The sequence below is a fragment of the Pseudomonas syringae group sp. 26L6 genome, assembly GCF_032587815.1.
GTDB lineage: Bacteria > Pseudomonadota > Gammaproteobacteria > Pseudomonadales > Pseudomonadaceae > Aquipseudomonas > Aquipseudomonas amygdali.
In genome coordinates this window covers 1-21186 of the sequence record NZ_JAWHPJ010000030.1, presented here as the reverse complement: position 1 = coordinate 21186, position 21186 = coordinate 1, and the positions used below count along the sequence as shown (strand labels likewise).

The following is a 21186-nucleotide window of genomic DNA, read 5'->3' as shown; positions in this document are numbered from 1 at the left end:
CAGGTATCACTGATCGCTCAGCACAGCGCTCGCATAGAACTCATGCAGCTTCGCCTGCAATAGCTGCCTGTCCGGCAAGCGGGTCTGGTACTCGGCAATCAGCGCGGGTGAAAGCGAGCGATTCAGGGCGTACTCGACCACTTCATCGTTTTTGCTGGCGCAGAGTAAAACGCCGATGGCCGGGTTTTCATGGGGTTTGCGTACATTCCGGTCCAGCGCTTCAAGATAAAAGTCCAGCTTGCCCAGGTATTCGGGTTCAAAGCGGCCGACCTTGAGTTCGATGGCAACAAGGCAGTTGAGGCCGCGATGGAAAAACAGCAGATCCAGCGCAAAATCCTGGCCGCCGACCTGCAACGCGTACTCGGAGCCGACAAAACAGAAGTCGCGGCCCAGCTCGATCAGAAAATCCCTCAGGCGTTGCAGCAAACCGCGGTGCAGGTCAGCTTCGGCGTGTCCCGATGGCAGCTCGAGAAACTCCACCATGTAGGCATCACGGAACACATCCAGTGCTGCCGGTCGGGTTTCCTTGAGCATCGCCGAGGCCTTGGCTGGCTGGGTGATACTGCGCTCGAACAAGGCTGTCTTGAACTGGCGCTCCAGCTCGCGTTTTGACCATCCCTCCTGAGTTGCCATCTTCAGGTAAAATTCGCGCTCTTCAGGGCGCTTGCTCTGGCTGAATATGATCAGGTTATGGGACCAGGATAATTGTCGCGCCAGTGGTGCGACTTTCTCTTCTGCGCGGTAAATCTCATAGAACTGACGCATGCGAAACAGGTTACTGCGCGTAAACCCGCGCAGTCCTGGCTGGGTTACAGCCAGATGCTCGGCAAGCTGGCTGACCACCGCGTCACCCCATTCGGCGTTTTCAATCTTGCGGCTGATGTAAGCGCCTACCTGCCAGTAAAGCTCGATCAGGCGAGTGTTGACCGCCTGTGCAGCTTGCTGTCGAGCGCCCTGAATCATTGCGAGCACTTCATCAAAGCGATCATTTACAGGCGTATGCGGTGCATTGGGAGTACTCATGCTGCAAGTACTCCACTGCGTGGGAAACCGGTGTCGAGTTGCAAGTGAAAATCTGGATGGGCAGTTGTCCGGCTCATAGGGCGCGTCCTTGGGCAGTGGCTAAGGACGCTACTTTACGTTCAGATCACGACTGTCCGACCCAGAATCTCTTTTGAGTGTGTAGCAACAGGTTTCTGTTTGCGCAGGCCTTGACTTGCGTCTTATTTATCCAGGTCGGATGCCTGATGCCGCTCCGGCACCTGATCCGCCTCTTCGCCCCAGGTGCGGTTGACCTTCTGGCCTTTGATGACAGCAGGGCGCGTGGCGATTTCTTCCGTCCAGCGAATCAGGTTCGGGTATTCGTGCACCGACAGGAACTCGGCGGCCGAATAAACCTTGTTCCTTACCAGCGCGCCATACCATGGCCAGACCGCGATATCGGCAATCGTGTAGGTATCGCCAGCCAGGTAGCGGTGCTCGCCCAGTCGGCGGTTCAGCACATCGAGTTGGCGCTTGGCCTCCATCGCGAAGCGATTGATGGGGTATTCGAGTTTCTCCGGCGCGTAGGCGTAGAAGTGCCCGAACCCGCCACCCAGGTAGGGCGCCGCGCCCATCTGCCAGAACAGCCAGTTCAGCGTTTCGGTACGGCCTGCCGGGTCGGCGGGCAGGAAACTGGAAAACTTCTCAGCCAGGTACAGCAGAATCGAACCGGACTCGAATACCCGAACAGGTGTTTCATGGCTTCGGTCCAGCAATGCAGGGATCTTGGAGTTGGGATTGATCTCGACAAAGCCGCTGGAGAACTGATCGCCCTCGGAAATGCGGATCAGCCAGGCGTCGTATTCCGCCCCGCTGTGCCCCAGTGCCAGCAGCTCTTCGAGCATGATCGTGACCTTCACCCCGTTGGGCGTGGCCAGTGAGTAAAGCTGCAGCGGATGCTTGCCGACGGGCAGTACCTTGTCATGCGTGGGACCGGCTACGGGCCGGTTGATGCTGGCGAACGTACCGCCTGCTTTTGTTTCCTGCTGCCATACCTTCGGCGGGGTGTAAGGGGTTTGGGTCATGAGTAGCCTCGCTTGTTCAAGGGTGATCGCTGGACCAGTCGTATTGCGAATGACCATTGACGTTATAGATCAACGTGCGCGGATGGAAGTGCCTTGCGATTCTGATCGAGCGTGGCGAGGCCTCGAAAGGGCTATTTAGCTGCCGCCGGTAGTTTGTGGAATATTCCTACAGTAACTAAGGCGTCGTCCTATAGCTGTAACTCTATGAAAGAAGAGAACATGTGCCCGCAGCAGGAGGCCATAAGGTTATCCATTTATGATCTTGATTGTCAAAATCGTTCTCTGATCTACCTGTCAATAGCTGGATACCGTATGTCGTCATCTCGCAGCACAAGCTTTATAAAATGGCGTGACCTGATCATCAATCTCGTGTCCAAGGAAATTAAAATCCGTTACATGGGTGCGACGCTGGGCTTCGTTTGGTCATTGGGAAATCCGCTGGTTGTTACACTCACGTATTACACGGTTTTTACCTATATCCTGCCCAGCAGTCAGGACCGTTTTGCACTTCATCTGGTAACGGGTGTTGTCCACTGGATGCTTTTGGCGCAAATAGTTTCACAGAGCGGGGAATGGCTCATCAATAACGGCAATCTCATTCGAAAGTTACGGTTCCCGCGTATATTGCTACCCCTCTCCGGAGCATTGTCGATTGCTGTGTTCTGGGCGGGCTGCATGATCGTGTATGCATCGTTATTTCCCATGCTGGGTGGCGTGTTTTCACGCGCTCTGTTTTTTTATCCCATTGTACTGATTGCGTTCATGGCGCTGATTATGGGGTTCGGTCTGGCGCTTAGCGTCATTCAGGTAACTGTGAGGGATGCAAAACACTTCATCGATGTGTTTCTGCCCTTGCTGTTCTGGTTGACGCCAATTGTGTGGGTCACCTCCGCGCTGCCCGAGGGTGTCGCCAGCATAGCGGCCTACAACCCGGTAGCTCTTTATTTCGATAGTTTCAGCAGCATTTTGCATGCTGGTGTGGTTCCAGACACCCGTGATCTGCTGCTTTGCGTGTTGATGGGGGCCGCCTCGTTGCTCATCGGCCTGCTGATATTCAGAAAGGTCGACGACGTGGTGGAGTATTTATGAGCCGCGTCGTCATCAAGGCGGAAAACCTTACCAAGCAGTTCACTCTTCGCCACAACAGGGGCGGTTTGAAAAGCAAGTTTCTAGGTCTGTTCGATGCTCGATACCGTGAGCATGCCGAAACGTTCATGGCAGTCAGCGACGTGTCGTTCACCTTGCATAAAGGGGAGTCGCTTGCACTTGTGGGACATAACGGTTCAGGTAAAAGCACGCTCTTACAGCTGGTTTCACGCATCCTTGTTCCCACCAGCGGACGTTTGACTACGGTGGGTCGTGTAGCCCCTTTAATAGAAATCGGTGTGGGCTTTCACCCTGATCTGACAGGGGAGGAGAATATCTATCTTAACGCCAGCCTGTTCGGGTTAAGTAACAGGGAAGTGCGTTCGCGTTTCAACGAGATCGTGGATTTTTCCGGGCTGGGAAACTTCATTGATACTCCGGTCAAGAACTATTCATCGGGTATGTATATGAGGCTGGGTTTTTCGGTGGCGGTTCATGTTGAGCCACAGGTTTTGCTGGCTGACGAAGTGCTCGCTGTGGGGGACGAAGAGTTCAAGCGCAAATGCCACGAGCGAATTCGCACTTTGCAGGATGACGGCATGGCCCTGATTCTTGTTACCCACGCGGTAGAAGAGGGTAAAGAGTTTTGTCAGCGCTATTTGACGCTTGAGCGTGGCCGGATGATTGAACACGGTTGTTATTGATTCATTGCAGTCAATGCCGCTTCGTCAACTTCAAAATCACCCATTCAAAAGGGATTTTCATGCTGCAAATTATCGTTCCAATGGCGGGTGCCGGGAGTCGCTTTGCGGTCGCGGGCTACACCGATCCCAAGCCGTTGATCCCTGTACATGGCGTACCGATGATCAAGGTCGTGATTGACAACCTGACGCCGGATTGTCCGCACCGATTCATCTTCATCTGTCAGGCGGATCAGGTCGCAACCTATTCGCTGAAGGAAAAGCTGAATGCGTGGGCACCTGGATGCGACATCGTCGAGCTTGGTGGGCTGACGGGGGGCGCCGCGTGCTCCGTTTATGCCGCCAGGCACCTGCTCGACTATAGCCAGCAAGTGATGATTGCCAACAGCGACCAGTATGTCGATGTGGACATAAACGCTTATCTGCAGGCAATGAACGAGAGTGACGCAGCGGGCTTGATCATGACGATGAAAGCCAGCGATCCGAAGTGGTCGTTTGTGGGCTTCAGCGCAGAAGGCCTCATCACCCGCGTAGTGGAAAAAGAGGTCATCTCTGACGAAGCCACTGTCGGCATCTACAACTTTCGCAATGCAGGTCAGTTGATATCGGCCATCGAGACAATGGTCATGAAAGATCTTCGCGTCAATGGCGAGTTCTATGTTGCCCCGGCGTACAACGAGATCATCGGACGCGGCGCCAAAGTGATTCATTACAGTATTGGCGCAGAGGGTCATGGCATGTACGGCCTGGGTATACCGGCAGACCTGAACCAATTCCTGTCGTTGCCGCTAAGCAGGCAGGCAGCCTCGGGAAGGCAGGCCTGACATGCAGATCATCAGCCATCGTGGCTATTGGCTGCAAAAGCCGCAGCGCAATTTGCCCGAAGCATTTCACCGATCATTCGACCTTGGTTTCGGCACAGAAACCGATGTCCGTGATGTAGCGGGTCAATTGGTTATTTCTCACGACATGCCCGTTGGTGGCGAGCTGACGCTTGAGGAGCTGCTCGCCATCATGGCAGGTCGTAACTTGCCACTGGCCATCAACATCAAAGCTGATGGAATGGCGCAGGCGCTCGCCAAAACCTTCGCTCGATATGGTCATACCAACTGGTTTGCCTTCGATATGGCGGTACCGGACATGCGCAGTTACTTTCACGCGAACGTTATTACTTACACCCGGCTCAGCGAAGTTGAACCGTCCCCAGCCTGGATCGAAAAGGCAGCAGGTGTCTGGCTTGACGGTTTTGAGGGGGAATGGTTTTCCAGTCAGGTTATTGGCGATCTTCTATCTCAGGGCAAGCAGGTGTGTGTGGTATCTCCCGAGTTGCACGGGCGTGACCATCGCAGCCTGTGGCAGCAATTGCTTGAGCTCGAAGCGCACGACGGTTTAACGATTTGCACTGATATTCCCGCAGACGCAGCCACTTTCTTCAAGTGAGGCAATCATGATCAAGGCAGTGATATTCGATATGGATGGCGTCCTCATTGAAGCCAAGGAATGGCATTACGATGCACTGAACAAAGCCCTCAGCCTGTTCGGTTACAACATTAGTCGCCATGAACACCTCACCGCCTACGACGGTCTGCCCACCTCGCGCAAACTCGACATGCTGAGCGTAGAGCGCGACCTGCCGGTTGCGTTGCACGCATTCATCAACGAAATGAAGCAGCAGTACACCATGGAAATCGTGTACGCCCAGTGCAAACCGACGTTTGTGCATCAGTACGCGTTGTCATCGTTGAAAACAATGGGCTACAAGCTGGCGGTTGCATCCAACTCCATTCGCAACACCGTGGAGGTCATGATGAACAGGGCAGACCTGGAGCGATACCTCGATTTGCAGCTCTCCAACGAGGATGTCAAACATGCCAAGCCAGCTCCCGATATCTATACCAAAGCCATCAGGCAACTGGGCCTGATGCCCGAAGAGTGTCTGATCGTCGAAGACAACGAAAATGGTATCAAAGCCGCCAGAGATTCCGGTGCCCATGTTCTGGTCGTGGCTGAAACCTGCGATGTAAACCTCAATAACATCCTCGGCAAGGTCGATGAGATCAACGTCGACAAGGTGGCTAGCCTGTGAGCGCATTGAACATCATTCTTCTGTCGGGAAAGAAGGGAGAGACGTCGCTCGACGACGGCGAGTACCCCGAATATCTGTGCGAATGCAATGGCAAGCCACTGATCCATACGCTGATCGACAACTGTGCTGCGCTTGAGCCGCGCAGGATCATCTGCACATTCTCGAATGACGATGTCACTCGGCTGCACCTTCGCAACATGGTCCAGCAAATGCACCCTGCGGCCAGTGTTCTGCCCATTAACAAAGTCACCCGGGGTGCCGCCTGCACGGCACTTCTGGTGAGCGGGCAAATCGACAACGATGATGAGTTGTTGATTCTCAGTGTCAGTGATTTTCTGGATATAGAGCTGCGTGACGCCGTACGTGCGTTTCGGGACAACGATGAAGATGCCGGCGTGGTTATCTTCAATTCACTGCACCCTCGCTATTCATTCGTACGTCTGGATAGCCACTGCCGGGTCATTGAAGCTGCCGAAAAAAATCCGATCAGTCCCCACGCCATTGCAGGTGTGTACTGGTTCAAATCCGGCTCGCTGTTCGTGGCGGCGGCGAAAGAGATGATTCGCAAGGATGCCAGGGTCAATGACAACTTCTACATAGCACCCGCCCTCAATGAGCTGGTGCTGTTACAGAAAAGGATCGGTGCCTACCGAATCGAACCCAGTCAGTACCGGCCACTGAAAACCAATAGTCAGCTTCACGCTTTCGAAGCAGGAGAAATGCGATGAAAACGGCAAGACTGCAAGACATGGTCAAAGGCTGGTTTGTGGGCGGCTTCGAGCCTGCTGCTTTCAATACCGAGTCCTGTGAGGTCGGGGTCAAGATTTACCAGGCAGGCGAAAAGGAAGCTGCCCATTATCATAAGGTTGCCACAGAGATAACCGTGCTCATTTCCGGGTCCGTCAACATGCGCGATCAGGTCTGGCATGCAGGCGACATCATCGTTCTGGAGCCGGGCGACATCACTGCGTTCGAAGCGCTCACTGATGCAACCACCGTTGTCGTTAAGGTGCCCGGCGCGCTTGCCGACAAGTACGTCGTCTGAACCATGAAAACGACCCATCTCCAGCACCATCCAAGCCTTGGTTACCTGGCGGCGGACAGCCTGCGTAAGCTCCCGGTTGGCCTGCTGCTGCCCCATGAATGTTCGGGTTTTGTTTCGTTCCGCGCCCATCCGTTTCGCAAGCCGGAGCGGGTAATCAAAAACCTGCATGCCGCACTGCGTCCGTTATCCATGTACGACTCGGGTAGTTACTGCTTTTATGGGGTCCAAAGTGATTCACCGCTGGCGCCACTGCTGCTGTGGGACGGTGTCCATTTTCTGAATGTTGGCGAGAAGATTACAGTTATCGAAGACACTGAGTTTGAGTGCTATCTGGACCGTGAATATTTTGCCGGATCACTCAAGGTAATCGAACGCTCGGCCACCTCTGTCACCTACAAAAAGGTAGCAAGGCTGGCGGCGGAGTCCGATGACGATCTTGATGGCTGGAGCTTTTGCCTTCCTGTAGGGCCAGGAGACGCCACGGTCCTGAATGCGGTAGTGAAGCGCATTCTGGAAATTGACGTCCCGCGCAAGGAGATACTTCTGTGTGGCACACCGGGAAGCAACTTCGCCTATTTCGACAAGGTCCGCATCGTGGGGCAGGACATTACCGCTCCGCCAGTGCAGATCTGCAAGAAGAAAAATCGTCTCGCTCTGGAGGCCGGATTCAGCAATCTCGTGATCCTGCATGACCGCGTATTTCTACCCAGGAATTTTGGAGAAATCGTACGTCGCTTTGGTCCGCGCTATCCGTTGATGACACTGCAAAGCATGTTTTTCGACAATCGGCTTAGTATGCACCCTCGCCGCTATTCGGATTACGGCATGGCTTTGGGCACGATAGCCAACGGTCTTCAGGGGGTGAGCCGAAACTGCAGCGATGCAGCGAGTATCGCCCCGTCGATTTTTCCAGAGATCGAGCGGACCGGTTTCAGTTATGCCAGTGCCATGCGTTACAACAGCGACTCCTGCTACGCGACCGGCAGTCTCTACATCTGCCGGAAGGAAGTGTGGAATGCCTTCCCGTTGGACGAGTCTTTGTATTGGGTTGAATTTGAAGACATTGAACACGGTATGCGCCTGTCAAAAGCTGGCGTACCTTGCAGGGTCAATCCATTCGGCATTACGCAATCAATCACCTCCCGTGCGCTATTGGGATCAGAGACTTTGGTGCAATCAGCAAGTGGCAAACTCGGACGCATAGGCCCGCGTTACTTCTCGGTTCTGAACAAGAAGCCTCTGATCAACATCTCCAGCAAAACGGCTCTCGCCAGGCTGCACCAGTTCGCAAGTAAGTACCTCGTCAGCCGGGCAGCAGTGAGTATACCGACCGGGGTTTGTCATATAAGTGTTCGAGCCTGGATCGAGCTGATCAATCATGTCGTTCAGCAGTCCACGTTCAAAAACGATATTGGAACGGTCAGAGAATTTATCAGCGACTTTGAGAGGCTGGTGTTGTTTGACCAGCTCCCAAGTACGCGGCAAGAGTTTCTGGTCAATCGCTTCCTTGCAGACCCTGTGCTGGCCAAACAGACGCTGATCACCCAGAGCTGTGAAGTGCGCAATATGTTGCGTCAACGCAGTACGCAGACATGGTTTGTTCGTCAGCAGGATGATTACTTTCATCACCTCCTCCTGTCGCTCCCGGGTATTTTGATTTCGGCGGTTCGTGCTTGCAGAAACAACGGGAAAATCTTCTATTTTGAAAGCGTGTGGGCTGCGGTGAAGGCTATCTATAACTCCACTCCCTTCAAGTCCTATGCCAGAGGTTCAAAATGAAGATATTCGTCGTGTCTCATTTGAGCCCCAGGCCGGCCAGTCATGAGCTGATCTGTCAGCTGTCCCACATCCAGCACGCGTATAGAAAGACTATCCCGGTGCTTGTCATCGATGACCGCTACAACCTGACCGAACTGCCCATCAGCGATCTACCGACGGACCACGTCCAGTTCAGTCTGGAAGACTTCCTTCACGAAAATGGCCTGAGCGGCATCGTGGCGAACAGCGTTGCGCGTCATATGGATAAAGTCGAGAGCGCATGGGTACTGATTGATTTTGGTCAGCATGACTCGGCTACCTGCATGGACTTCATCCAGAAAATGGCTCGCTACAACTATTTGAGCCCAAGGCTTCGAAACCGAAACATCGTGATCATGGTGCCTGCCATGCACCTGGGTATCTATTCGCGAACCCTCAATGCCTCGTTCAATAACCTGCCTTCAATCACAACAGCTGCAGCTCGTTCGGCTCAAATCGGGAGGTTATTCATGGTCACCCGTCTTGAGACGGTGCTGATCAGCCTGCCAATGCTGGCTGGAGTCCTGCGTCGCATGCATCGTCTTTTTTTGCGCGTCTTTCGGCGTGCTGCGAGATTTATCTGAATGATCTGTTCTCGTCGTCATTCCTCATTAAAGGTTAAGAACATGCCTCATCTTGTGGCCGTTGATTCCAGAAAAATCAGCGTGGTTATCCAGGGACCTCTTTATCGCAACCTGAGCCCCCAGCGGAATATCTTCGCCTGTATCGCATCGGTCAGGACACACCTGCCACATGCCGAAGTTATCGTCTCTACCTGGTGTCATGAAGATACTTCTGCGGTTGAAGCGGATCAGCTCATCATGTCGGATGATCCGGGTGCCTTCGTCGACGATGCCGGTAATCAGATCAACATCAATCGCATGCTGCGATCGACGTTGTGCGGTATTCAGGCCGCCTCAAGACCGTATGTCATGAAGATGCGCGCCGACCACAACCTGACCAGCCCTGCACTGGCCGTCATAGGCCAGTCAGATGATGCCGAGCCTGGCGAAACAAAGCTGTTCGAGACGCCCATTACCACCACGACGCTCTACATTCGTGACCCTGAACGGTTACCGATGTTGTTCCACATATCGGACCTTGTTCAGTTCGGCACACGCGATGCGATGCTCGCCATGTGGGAGCAACCACTGTTTGAAAGGAGTGCGCTTTTCAATGACAAGCCGTCTCGCAACCCGTTTGGCAACTTCATTGGCTACACGTCTGCGCGCCTGGTGACCGAGCAGGCGCTGATGCTGGGTGTCATGCGCAGGAAGGGCATTGACGCCCGGCTTGGACGTCCCTGCGAGGTAGGGCTGAGCAATCTGAAGTTATGGGACAACGTCTTGAGGCGCAACTTCAGAGTCCTGAATCACTCCGAGGCTGGCGTAGACTTCCCGGAACGCTTTCTAACCAGCCGCCGCGTATTGAGCACACTCTACAAAGCTTCTGCGATAGAGCAATTGCGGGGTATTGATCCGAAGCGCTACAGGCTGAGAATCGCGCGCATCTGGCTCAATCAGTACCTGCTGACCTGCCTGCGCCCCGGCTGGTGGGTGTCCTTTGCGACCATCGTATTGTTCAGCAGTTCGCCGACCTTTGCCAAGCGCGTTCGCTCGTACTGGCGCACGCTCAGGAAGGTAGCGCATGCAGAGTCCTATCGGGTCTAGCCATCCCGACCCTGAGCACTTGCTCGACTTTAGCGAAGTGCGATTGCGCCGATAATAGTTGATGTTATTTCAAGTCGGTTACTTTATTCTCGCCGCGCTCTTCTGTGTGGCCAATGGCCACTTTTCGCTGCGGCAGGTTCTCGACAAGCATGGCAGCGCCCCCAACATAAGGAATGAATCTTGAACTCTGTGATGTTTCGCAAGACCCTTCTCGCCATGGCTGTGGCTGCAACTGCCGTTCCGGCTTTTGCTGAAACAGTCCAACTGACCAACGCTGGCTACAAAAGCGAGCGTCAGACCCATACCGGCAATCTTGAAATCAACGGTGCCTATTCGGGGAGTGCGGTTAAAGATGCGATTCAGCTAAGTGGTTCGACCGTTGAAAAGAACCTTATCCTCAACGGGAACATCAGTGGCTCCGGCACCTTTGCCAGTGGTGAAGGAGCCAAAGGCATCAGCCTGGAGGGCGGTAAGATCAACGGCAACGTCATCAACCATGGTCTGGTTGAAGTTTCCGGTCAAGGCGCGACGGCCCTGGACGTCGCCACGAGCCTGAAATTCTTCGAAAACCATGGCAGCCTCTCCGCTAGCGGCGCGGGGTCTCAAGGTCTTCGAATCGACGGGGCCACTATGATAGGCAATAGTGCGGACATAACCAACACCGGGACGATCCGCGGCGAGAGCGCTGCTATCGTGATGGGCACTACTAAATTCTCTATGATCGGCGCTCAGCCTTGGTACATCGAACGGGGCGACTTCAATATCTATAACGAGGGTTCGATCATTTCCGCTGACAGGGCTATCGACGCTTCTGGAAGCAATCGTCCGATCGAGCTGATCCTGAGAAAGGGCAGCGTCGTTGTCGGTAACCTGATCGACGTGAGCAATATCGAGCTGGAGGGGGATACTTCCTTCACAGGTACTGACAGCCGTAAAGATGGCTACAACATTCGCCTCAAGAGCGGCGGATCGGTTTATGTTGGTGGCACCTCCGACAGTCCTACTACCATGACTTTCGAGTCCGCACACAGCAGCATTGGCGGCGATCTGTATGTCGACGGCAATTCGGCGCTCGGTCTGAATCTGAGTAAGGCCACTGATGCTAAAACTGCGGTACTGAAAGTTACCGGCACTACTCAGTTCGAACCGGGAGCGCAAGTAAAGCTCGCGGCCAAGGGTGACGACTTCAATGCCAACGGCACTGCTTACACGCTTATCGAAGCAGGCAAGATCGAGCTGCTGACCAAGGATGGGCGCGCGGTCGATCCTGCTGGCAAACTGGATGTAGTCAGTACCTCGGCGCTGCTTAAAATCGACAGCTATACCGTTGACGGCAAAGACGTTGTAGCTGTGGTCACCGCCAAGGGCAAGGAAGAGGTCGCTCAGGTAGTTGCCAACAACGGCGGCTCAGTTAATGAACAGACCACACTGGTCAACCTGACCGGCGACAGCATCATCAGCAAGCTGAACGACAGCGATGCGTTCAAACAGCTTTTGCTGAACGCTGACGGAGGGCAGCTTGCCAAGCTGGCCTCGCAGCTGTCGCCGGAGGTCAACGGCGGGGCCAGAAGCGCCGCTACTACCAGCCAGGGTCTGATCAGCAACGTAACGGGCAGCCGCACCAGCTCGATACGCGGCGCGTCTTCTGGCGAAGGTTTCAAGAATGCCGGGGTTTGGGTCCAGTCGCTCTACAGCGACGCCACTCAAGGCCAGCGTGACGGAATTGCTGGCTATAACGCGTACAGCAGCGGAGTCGCGGTGGGCGCTGACGGCAAGCTCAACGACAACCTGACGCTGGGGTTGGCGTACAGCTTCATCAATACCGACGTGAATGGCAAAAGTGGTAACAAGACCGAAGTCGATAGCCATGCATTCACGCTGTACAGCGGCTTCGAACAAGGCAATTACTTTGTCGATACAAGCCTGACTTACGGCCTCAACGACAACCAGGGCAAACGCAGCATTGCAGGTACGCGTGCCAAGGCAGATTACGACAGTGACCTGTTGGGCCTGAATCTGGTGGGTGGCTACACCTATCACGTCAACCCGCAAGTATTGGTCGAACCACGCCTGGCGGCGCGTTACAGCCAGGTGAACATCGACGGCTATCGTGAGAAAGGCTCGTCGGCTGCGTTAAAGGTTGAAGACCAGCGTTATGAAACCATTGAGCTGGGCGCAGGCATGCGCGTGGCTGGCAGCTTCCTCTTGGGCGCCGGAACGCTGGAGCCACAAGCCAAACTGATGGCTTACCACGACTTCGCCGCCGACGAAGCGCAGAGCACGTCCACCTTTTTGCTCGGCAGTACACCGTTTGTAACCAGCGGTGCCAAGGCTGTGCGTGACAGTTACGAAGCGGGGGTGGGTGCCGATTACAAACTGGGTGCCGTCACACTGGGCGTCAACTATGACTACATCGGTAAATCAGGCTTCGATGCCGATGTGTTCTCTGCAAAAGTGCGTTACGACTTTTGATGTGGAGTTACCGCCTCGGTCGAAAACGCTTGGGCGGTACCCTTGCAGTCGTGATGGCGCTGCTGTTGAGCGGAGCCATCGCCGGTTGTCAGTCTCCGCGCGCTGATCTGCAGCAATTGGCCAACCAGCATGGCCGACAGATGCAGATTCTGCCGGCACAGCCCTTTCCACTGGCGGCGCTATTGCCGCCAGAGACCTTCAGAACAACTCGCCTACGAGTCTATCTGGAAGGCGACGGCCATGCCTGGGCCACCGCCACTCAACCCAGTATCGAGCCGAGCCCACGTAAGCTGTTCGTGCCGCAGATGGCAGTCAGCGACCCGACGCCCAGCGCCTATCTGGCACGACCTTGTCAATTCATCACAGCCCCGGCCTGTAGCGCTGCCCTTTGGACCAATCGCCGTTTCTCCCAGGCAGTGGTCACCAGCCTCAGCAGCGCGCTGGACCATATGAAACAACGTTACGGTAATAACGAGTTCGAGCTGATTGGTTATTCAGGCGGCGCAACCCTCGCGTTGCTACTGGCGGGACAACGAAACGACATCACCCTGATTCAGACCATCGCTGGCAATCTCGCCCCGAACCAGTGGACAGAACTAAAAGGACTTTCGCCTCTCAATGGCTCGTTGGATCCACTCGATTACACCCAGCGCCTGGCATTGGTACCTCAGCGTCACTTGTCGGGAACAAGTGACGAAATGATCCCGACTGAATTGGCGAAGCATTACATCAAGCAGCTAGGTAACAGTGCGTGCAGTCAGCTGGTTATTGTCTCGGGTCCGAGTCATGAAGACGGTTGGGAAGAGGTCTGGGAGCTGTGGAGAGGACGGGGCGTAGATGTGTGTCCGTGAGAGTCCTATAGCTGACCAAAACGCACTGCATTGAATCGCTATGAGTCATTTTTCACGCAAGCGCTCATCCAGCAAAGCTTCGCGATTGTAGATTACAGGCGAGCCATAGAGTCCAGCTTGCTGAGCAGCGCATACGGGTCAGTCCCGATCCCCCGACAGACATCCATGAACTCAATGACATCGAGCCTGCGCTCGGCGTTCTCCGTCTTTGAGACAAATGACTGCGGCCGCCCTAGCCTGACGGCCAATTCTTTTTGCGTCATACCGGCTGCGTTGCGCGCTTCCAGCAAAAGATCAAGCAACGCTTGGTAGCGGGCGTTATGGATGGTTTTCACGTGGCAAACCCTCTAATAGTCCGGTTACCTGAATAAACCTGACTTGGGATTATCCTAAAGTGGGTTTCGACCGGGACAACCAGCAAAGTACTGTCAACGGCTGATTTGGCGGGAAGTTTCTCAAGTAGATGATATCCACTGCCCAGCCGCGAGAAGAACGCGGGAGGCATTAAAAAGCCGGCTTGTGGCCGGCTTCTCGTAGGCGGTTCCGATCTATTTTTGATAGACCGCAATCGCCTTCAACAGATGCGCCTCTTGAAGAAGCGCGAATAGGCAACAGGGCAAACGGATCACATGCCCCATTCAAACACCGCATCGCATGACTGCGTCAGGTGCTCTGGATGGCGCACAGAATACTGAAATTCTCCGCCAATGCCCAGCCCGAATGCCTTTCAACCCCAAACGCCTCACAACAGCAGCATCGCATTGCGCCGACTGTTGAGTGTCGACCACCAGAATATCCAGCCCAGGATCCGTATTTTCTCCCGGTCGATGTCTTCGGCACTGAACAGTTCGTCCGGGTATTCGGCGTCGTTATGGCTGCGCAGGCGCAGACCGCCATTGGGCATGCGGTAGAGGTAGCGCACGCGCAGGATGCCGCCGTGCTCGAGGGCGTAGATTTCGCCGTCGATGACCTGGGTCAGTTCGCGGTCGACGCCGAGAATCGAGCCGTCCTGGATCTTGTCGGCCATGCTGTTGCCGACCATGGCGACACACATGCAGTTTTTCGGGTCGATGCCCATGGTTTGCAGAACTTGCACGGGCAGGCGGATTTTTTGTCCGGGGGCTTCGGAAAGGACGGTTTTGCCGACGCCATGAGTGGATTCAACCTCCGTGTAGATCTGAATTTCCACATCGCCGCGCAGCACGTTTCTGGTCTGCTGGATGACCATTCGAGTGTCGTCACCGGTGTTTTCATTGGCCGATTCATTGGGATGTTTGGGCCCGTCGCCCGTGCGCAGCCAGCGTGCGTTTACGGTTAACAGTTCAGCCACCTCATCGATCCGCGCCATGGGCACGCCACGCTTGAACCAGTTATTGACGTGTTGCGGCGTGATTTTGCGGTTGGCCGCAAAGTCAGTCGCTGTGAGATGGCACTCCCGAAGGAGGATGCGGAGTCGATCGCCTGATGTATTCATAGGGCGAAGTCTACGGACGTCGCTTGGGCGTTTAAATGAACGAGGTGTTGAGATCGACGTTATCCCAAGGGGGGGGCGGCTATTCGGACTACGGATGGAATGAATATCGTGTAGGCAGATTCCGTAATAGCGCTTTTTTGGCTAAACGACGTATCGGGCGTTTACCCTTGCTATACGGGAATTAACGAACTGTTTATCGAGCGCCTAAAAGTCGAACGCATTTTTAAACGTGTGCGCTGCAAAAAAAATGGATAGGTGTGTCTCAAGGAACGGTATTGGCGGGGAGCAGCGGCAGGGAAGGGGTCAAGCGTGTTTCAGGGCACGTGTGTGGCGTGCCCTGAAACACCAGATCAGTGATCAGCCTTTGAACGCTGCAACCGATTTGGTGATCTCGGCGCGGGCAGCGTCAGCATTGCCCCAACCTTCGATTTTTACCCATTTGCCTTTTTCGAGATCCTTGTAGTTCTCGAAGAAGTGCTTGATCTGTTCAAGCAGCAGGGCTGGCAGATCGGTGTACTCTTTGACGTCGACATACAGCTGGGACAGCTTGTCGTGTGGCACTGCGATAACCTTGGCATCGCCACCGCCGTCGTCAGTCATGTGCAGAATGCCGACCGGGCGGGCACGGATGACCGAACCTGGGGACACCGGGTAAGGCGTCACCACCAGCACGTCCAGCGGGTCGCCGTCGTCAGCCAGCGTGTTAGGGATGAAACCGTAGTTGGCCGGGTAGAACATCGGGGTGGCCATGAAACGGTCAACGAACAGGCAATCGGTTTCTTTGTCGATTTCGTACTTGATCGGCGCATGGTTGGCCGGGATTTCGATCGCGACGTAGATGTCGTTCGGAAGGTCTTTGCCTGCCGGAATCTTGCTGTAGCTCATTGGGCATTGCCCCCATAGTTGACCAGACAGATTTTGGCGCGAACCGCCAAAAAGTGGTCCGGATTATAGGCATATTCTGTTTTGGTTGCCACGCATGGCCTTGGCGGCTGTCAGTTGTCCCGGTAAGCCGGGTCCTGCTGACGCAGCAGGTTCAGTCTGGCGAGAGTGTCTTGCCGGTAAAACGCCTTCAGTTGTTCGTAGACTGCCGGGTAACTGTCGTGCAGCAGGTCGGGTGCGCTGAAGAAGTATTCGCTGGTCACGGCGAAAAACTCGGCAGGGTCTTCTGCGGCATAGGGATCGATGGCGGGCTCGGCGTCGGGGTTGTGGTCCAGTTGCCGGTTGAGATCATCGAACGCGCTTTGCATGACGCGAGCCCATTCGGTCACCTGCATATCGCTGTGCAGCGGCGGCAGGCCATTGGCGTCGCCGTTGAGCATGTCGAGCTTGTGCGCCAGTTCATGGATCATCAGGTTGTAGCCATCCCAGTGGCCGCTGCTCAACACGCCCGGCCAGGCCAGAATCACCGGGCCCTGCAGCTAGGCTTCGCCGCTGTGTTCGCCGTCCCACTCGTGCTCCACGCCACTGGCATCGCGGTGGCGCTGCGGGCTGACGAAGTCGTCGGGGTACAGCACGATCTCGTGAAAGCCCTGATACCAGTTCAGTTCGCCCAGATTCAGCAGAGGCAGTTGCGCCTGGGCGGCGAGAAACAATCGCTGCTCGTCATCCAGATCAACGCCCGGCAGTGCACTGAGGTGTTTGTCATTCAGAAACAGTACGCAGGCGTCACGCAATTGCGCATGCTGCCCGCTGCTCAGCCCATCGAGGATCGGCAGACGTCCACGCACCTTCTGCCACAGCTCGTCAGCAATCGGGTGTCTGGCGAGCGTGCGCTGCCTGCGCCAGTTGCTGAACGACCACATGATTCAGCGTGCGTCTGCCGGAGGCGCGCTACGGCTGCGAACCACACCAATGATCATCGGCACCAGCGACAGCAGGATGATTGCCAGCACCAGCAAGGTCAGGTTGTGCTTGATGAACGGCACGTTGCCGAAGAAGAAGCCCAGTGTCACCAGGCTGCCGACCCACAGCACTGAGCCCAATACGCTGAAACCCACGAAGCGTGGATAGGACATTCTGCCTACACCGGCCACGAATGGAGCAAACGTGCGGATGATCGGCAGGAAACGCGCGAGTGTTACGGTTTTGCCGCCGTGGCGCTCATAGAAGTCCTGGGTGCGCAGCAGGTAGTCGCGGCGGAAGATGCGCGATTTGGGGTTGCTGAACAGTTTTTCGCCCGCAGTGCGGCCAATGACGTAGTTGGTACTGTCGCCCAGAATCGCCGCCAGCATCAGCAGCCCGGCCAGCAGGACCGGGTCCATGCCGCCGCCGGCAGCCACGGCTCCGGCGATGAACAGCAGCGAGTCGCCTGGCAGGAAGGGCATGATCACCAGCCCGGTTTCGCAGAAAATCACCAGAAACAGAATCGCGTAGACCCACGTACCGTAGTTGGTCACCAACAGGTCAAGGTAGACGTCGAGATGCAGAATAAGGTCAAGCGGGTTGAAATCCATTAAGGCACCTGAAGCGAGAACCCTGTACGGGGTCGCATGCGGAAGAAACGACTGTTCAGTATGCGCGGCATTATAGAAGCAGAATGCGCAGAAGGGGTTTGGGAATAAACGCTGGGTTTTTGATGTGTGACGACTGGAGCTTTATGTTGCGCTGACGCGGCTTTGCTGCCGCGTGCTGGCGAGCGGGTGATCAGTCCTGGTTGATGGGCAGCACGTAGTTTTTGAACTGCGTGTCTTCCTTGAAACCGATGGACTCATAGACTTTTTGCGCCACCTCGTTATTGCTGCTGGTCGACACGCGCAGTCGCACCGCATGTGTTTCCTTGGCCATCTTCTTCGCCTGTTTCATCAAGTGATCGGCGACCAGTTGGCGGCGCGCGTCCTCGGCAACATAGATGTCGTTGAGAATCCATACCCGCTTGAGCGACAGCGATGAGTAGCTGGGATACAGCTGGCAAAAGCCCAGCAGTTTGCTCTCGTCATCCTTGGCCAGCGCCAGATAGATCACTGACTCGTCACGACGCAGGCGTTTTTCGAGAAAGTCCCGTGAGGAGTCCGGGAACGGTGACTCGCCGTAGAACTCGCGGTATTTGATGAACAATGGGCAGAGCAGGTCCAGGTGTTCGAGAGTCGCTTTGATGATCCGCATGGTTGGCCTCAACTTCCCTATGGGCTGATGCAGTGCGCCGGGATGATTACGCGATCCTGCCCGGCGACTTTAGAAAGCACAATCTAATGTGGTGCGGCCGGGCCGTCGAGCAGGAAATTGCCGATCGGCTTGTCTGAATGCTCGGCAGAGCCGTCTGAATCAAGGGTCTGCAGTTGCGCTTCGTCTTTAAGATTGACCCCCGAGATCTGCCGCCTGCAGGCCTCGCGCATCAGGTACAGCAGCCGATGGGCTGCCATGCCGTAGCTCAAGCCCTCCAGGCGCACGTTGGAAATACAGTTGCGGTGCGCATCATTCAGCCCGACCTTTGGCGCGTAGGTGAAATACAGCCCCAGACTGTCCGGTGAGCTCAGGCCCGGGCGCTCGCCAATAAGGATCACTACCATTTTCGCGCCGAGCAGTTCGCCCACCTCGTCAGCCACGGCGACGCGGCCCTGCTCGACCATTATCACTGGCGACAGGGACCAGCCCTCGACGTTTGCCTGCTCCTCCAGGCGAGTGAGAAAAGGCACAGCATGTCGATGCACGGCCAGGGCTGACAGACCGTCGGCGACCACTACCGCCAGATCAAGACCGCCCGGATGAGCCGCCGCGTACTCGTGCAGTGCCTGCGCAGACTCTTCATTCAGGCGTCGGCCCAGGTCCGGGCGTTGCAGGTAGCTGTCGCGGTCGGCAGCAGCGCTGTGCAGCAAAATGGTTTCACGACCTTTCTCGGTCAGTTGCGCGCTGATCGCGGCATGATCGAAGGCCAGATGCACGGCATCGCGCGCCTGGGCATGCGCCGCTTGAAAGTCGAGCTGCGCGGAGGTGGGCAGGCTGGTGCCGGTTCGCCCCAGCGCGATGCGTGCGGAGGTCAGGCGGCGTAGCTCCAGCCAGGGGTTGGCTGGTGCGGCGTTGTCTTGTATTTCGTTCATCGGCTGATCACTCATGCGAGGTGCGCCAGTGCCTGGCGGAACGCAGGCGGCAGGCTGTCACCGAAGCGGACACGGCCGTCGGTCTGGGTAAAGATGCCCATTTTCTCCAGCCAGGCCTCGTATTCCGGTGCGGGACGCAGGCCCAGGCTTTGCCGGGCATACAGCGCGTCGTGGAACGAGGTGGTTTGATAATTGAGCATGATGTCGTCCGAGCCGGGGATGCCCATGATGAAGTTGATCCCGGCGACCCCCAGCAGCGTCAGCAGGGTATCCATGTCGTCCTGATCGGCTTCTGCGTGGTTGGTGTAGCAGATGTCGCAGCCCATCGGCACACCCAGCAGCTTGCCGCAGAAGTGATCCTCCAGACCGGCGCGGATGATCTGCTTGCCGTTGTACAGGTACTCGGGGCCGATGAAACCGACCACGGTGTTGACCAGAAACGGATTGAAATGCCGAGCGACGGCATAGGCGCGGGTTTCGCAGGTCTGCTGGTCGACGCCGTGATGCGCGTTGGCCGACAGCGCGCTGCCTTGCCCGGTCTCGAAATACATCAGGTTTTTTCCGAGGGTGCCGCGGTTCAGGCTCAGGCCTGCTTCGTAGCCTTCCTGTAACAGCTTGAGGCTGATGCCGAAGCTTGCGTTGGCGGCCTCGGTGCCGGTGATCGACTGGAACACCAGGTCCACCGGTACGCCACGGTTTATCACTTCGATGGACGTGGTGACATGGGTCAGCACGCAGGATTGGGTCGGGATTTCATAGCGCTGGACGATGGCGTCGAGCATTTCCAGCAAGGCGACGATGGACGAGGTGCTGTCGGTTGCCGGGTTGATACCGATCATGGCATCGCCATTGCCGTACAGCAGGCCGTCGAGCACGCTGGCGGCAATGCCGGACGGGTCGTCGGTGGGATGATTGGGTTGCAGGCGTGTCGACAGCCGCCCGCGCAGGCCCATGGTGTTGCGAAAGCGCGTCACCACCCGGATCTTCTGTGCCACCAGAACCAGGTCCTGCACGCGCATGATTTTCGACACGGCAGCGGCCATTTCCGGTGTCAGGCCGGGAGCCAATGCGCGCAGGCTGGTTTCATCGGCCTGATCGCTGAGCAGCCAGTCACGAAAGCCACCGACCGTCAGATGGCTGACCGGGGCGAACGCCGGTTTGTCGTGAGTATCAATGATCAACCGGGTGACTTCGTCCTGTTCGTAAGGGATCAGGGCTTCTTCAAGAAAGTGCTTGAGCGGAATATTCGCCAGCGTCATCTGTGCTGCAACGCGCTCGCCGTCGCTTTGCGCCGCAACCTCGGCCAGATAATCACCGGAGCGCGCGGGGCTGGCCTTGGCCATAACTTCTTTGAGGCTGTCGAAGCGGTACGTCTGTGCACCGACAGAATGGGAAAAGCTCGCCATACAGATTCTCCATGACGCCGCGCTGCTTGCGTCGGACGTAGTCTTTCGGGTGAACCGGTGACGTCCCGGTTCAAACGACTGTGGGAAGCGATGCAAGCAATTAATACTCCATCCCGGCCGGGAGTGCGAGTTTGCAAACCATGAACAGGGGATTCAGAGCAAAGATGCATCACGCCAAGGCGGTGTGCCAAGGCACGATGCACAAGGTTGGTGCGCGATGCTTTTTGAGATGACTATTGTGCTGCCAGCGCGCATTTGAGATCGGACGCAGAGCGTCCAGAAAGGCATTCCCACGCGGAGCATGGGAACGATGAACATCCTGAAGCGACTATCGTGCCGATGCTCCGCGTCGGCATGCAGTTCGTGACGCTCTGCGTCACAAGCTCGTGCTGCCAGCGCGCATTCAGGATTGGACGCAGAGTGTCCAGAAAGGCATTCCCACGCGGAGCATGGGAACGATGAACATTTTGAGACGACTATCGTGCCGATGCTCCG

At 56.0% G+C, this 21186-nt stretch carries 21 protein-coding genes and 1 pseudogene; 12 read left to right on the top strand and 10 right to left on the bottom strand.

The genetic code is table 11. The features are described from left to right. Nucleotides 1-6: 6 nt before the first annotated feature. A complete protein-coding gene (locus tag RYA97_RS15395) occupies nt 7-1023 on the bottom strand; it encodes a YhcG family protein (protein WP_005778919.1) in 1017 nt (338 codons plus the stop codon). Between the two features lie 200 nt (nt 1024-1223). Further along, nucleotides 1224-2066 (bottom strand): glutathione-dependent disulfide-bond oxidoreductase, encoded by an 843-nt coding sequence (yghU, locus tag RYA97_RS15390; protein ID WP_005752809.1) that lies wholly within the window; start codon nt 2064-2066, stop codon nt 1224-1226. A 312-nt stretch (nt 2067-2378) separates the two neighbouring features. Between yghU and RYA97_RS15385 the strand changes: the two genes are divergently transcribed. The 12 genes from RYA97_RS15385 (at nt 2379) to RYA97_RS15330 (ending at nt 13774) form a co-directional block, all read left to right on the top strand. Next, entirely contained in the window at nt 2379-3155 is a 777-nt protein-coding gene (locus RYA97_RS15385) for an ABC transporter permease (RefSeq protein WP_005742965.1), read from the top strand. Then, entirely contained in the window at nt 3152-3856 is a 705-nt protein-coding gene (locus RYA97_RS15380; RefSeq protein WP_005742963.1) for an ABC transporter ATP-binding protein, read from the top strand. Before RYA97_RS15385 ends, RYA97_RS15380 begins: the two co-directional genes overlap by 4 nt. A 59-nt stretch (nt 3857-3915) precedes the next feature. Beyond that, nucleotides 3916-4677 carry a glycosyltransferase family 2 protein gene (locus tag RYA97_RS15375; RefSeq protein WP_005778922.1) on the top strand — a complete coding sequence of 254 codons (762 nt, stop codon included), beginning with the start codon at nt 3916-3918 and terminating at the stop codon, nt 4675-4677. A gap of 1 nt (nt 4678) precedes the next feature. Then, nucleotides 4679-5293 carry a hypothetical protein gene (locus RYA97_RS15370; protein ID WP_005778924.1) on the top strand — a complete coding sequence of 205 codons (615 nt, stop codon included), beginning with the start codon at nt 4679-4681 and terminating at the stop codon, nt 5291-5293. Nucleotides 5294-5300: 7 nt separating this feature from the next. Then, entirely contained in the window at nt 5301-5939 is a 639-nt protein-coding gene (locus RYA97_RS15365) for an HAD family hydrolase (RefSeq protein ID WP_002551860.1), read from the top strand. Continuing rightward, complete coding sequence (locus RYA97_RS15360) at nt 5936-6667, top strand: glycosyltransferase family 2 protein (RefSeq protein WP_005742960.1); 732 nt, start codon at nt 5936-5938, stop codon at nt 6665-6667. Before RYA97_RS15365 ends, RYA97_RS15360 begins: the two co-directional genes overlap by 4 nt. Next, nucleotides 6664-6984 carry a hypothetical protein gene (locus RYA97_RS15355; RefSeq protein WP_002551862.1) on the top strand — a complete coding sequence of 107 codons (321 nt, stop codon included), beginning with the start codon at nt 6664-6666 and terminating at the stop codon, nt 6982-6984. The genes RYA97_RS15360 and RYA97_RS15355 overlap by 4 nt, the downstream gene beginning before the upstream one ends. A 3-nt stretch (nt 6985-6987) precedes the next feature. Next, nucleotides 6988-8763, top strand: coding sequence for a hypothetical protein (locus RYA97_RS15350; RefSeq protein WP_010193538.1), 1776 nt, complete (start codon nt 6988-6990; stop codon nt 8761-8763). After that, nucleotides 8760-9365, top strand: coding sequence for a hypothetical protein (locus RYA97_RS15345; RefSeq protein ID WP_005742958.1), 606 nt, complete (start codon nt 8760-8762; stop codon nt 9363-9365). The genes RYA97_RS15350 and RYA97_RS15345 overlap by 4 nt, the downstream gene beginning before the upstream one ends. 42 nt (nt 9366-9407) lie before the next feature. Further along, a complete protein-coding gene (locus tag RYA97_RS15340; protein WP_054077152.1) occupies nt 9408-10451 on the top strand; it encodes a WavE lipopolysaccharide synthesis family protein in 1044 nt (347 codons plus the stop codon). A gap of 192 nt (nt 10452-10643) precedes the next feature. After that, on the top strand, nt 10644-12923 hold the full coding sequence (locus tag RYA97_RS15335) for an autotransporter outer membrane beta-barrel domain-containing protein (protein ID WP_316892662.1): 2280 nt from the start codon (nt 10644-10646) through the stop codon (nt 12921-12923). Continuing rightward, a complete protein-coding gene (locus tag RYA97_RS15330) occupies nt 12923-13774 on the top strand; it encodes an alpha/beta hydrolase (protein WP_316892653.1) in 852 nt (283 codons plus the stop codon). The genes RYA97_RS15335 and RYA97_RS15330 overlap by 1 nt, the downstream gene beginning before the upstream one ends. Before the next feature lie 92 nt (nt 13775-13866). On the opposite strand, the gene RYA97_RS15325 is transcribed toward RYA97_RS15330, so the two are convergent. The 8 genes and pseudogenes from RYA97_RS15325 to RYA97_RS15290 all read right to left on the bottom strand — a co-directional run bounded on the left by RYA97_RS15325 (nt 13867) and on the right by RYA97_RS15290 (nt 20691). Further along, complete coding sequence (locus RYA97_RS15325; protein ID WP_316892651.1) at nt 13867-14109, bottom strand: helix-turn-helix transcriptional regulator; 243 nt, start codon at nt 14107-14109, stop codon at nt 13867-13869. A 407-nt stretch (nt 14110-14516) separates the two neighbouring features. Then, entirely contained in the window at nt 14517-15248 is a 732-nt protein-coding gene (locus RYA97_RS15320; RefSeq protein WP_057402869.1) for a helix-turn-helix transcriptional regulator, read from the bottom strand. A gap of 357 nt (nt 15249-15605) precedes the next feature. Next, a complete protein-coding gene (gene ppa / locus RYA97_RS15315) occupies nt 15606-16133 on the bottom strand; it encodes an inorganic diphosphatase (protein ID WP_002551870.1) in 528 nt (175 codons plus the stop codon). A gap of 110 nt (nt 16134-16243) precedes the next feature. Further along, nucleotides 16244-17053: pseudogene (locus RYA97_RS15310) on the bottom strand (zinc-dependent peptidase). Between the two features lie 3 nt (nt 17054-17056). Beyond that, nucleotides 17057-17704, bottom strand: coding sequence for a DedA family protein (locus tag RYA97_RS15305; RefSeq protein WP_011169678.1), 648 nt, complete (start codon nt 17702-17704; stop codon nt 17057-17059). 190 nt (nt 17705-17894) lie between these two features. Further along, entirely contained in the window at nt 17895-18353 is a 459-nt protein-coding gene (locus RYA97_RS15300) for a GNAT family N-acetyltransferase (RefSeq protein WP_193600963.1), read from the bottom strand. A gap of 83 nt (nt 18354-18436) precedes the next feature. Further along, nucleotides 18437-19300, bottom strand: a complete 864-nt coding sequence (eutC, locus tag RYA97_RS15295; protein WP_316892648.1) for an ethanolamine ammonia-lyase subunit EutC — start codon at nt 19298-19300, stop codon at nt 18437-18439. Continuing rightward, on the bottom strand, nt 19297-20691 hold the full coding sequence (locus tag RYA97_RS15290) for an ethanolamine ammonia-lyase subunit EutB (RefSeq protein ID WP_316892646.1): 1395 nt from the start codon (nt 20689-20691) through the stop codon (nt 19297-19299). Before RYA97_RS15290 ends, eutC begins: the two co-directional genes overlap by 4 nt. Nucleotides 20692-21186 lie beyond the last annotated feature (495 nt).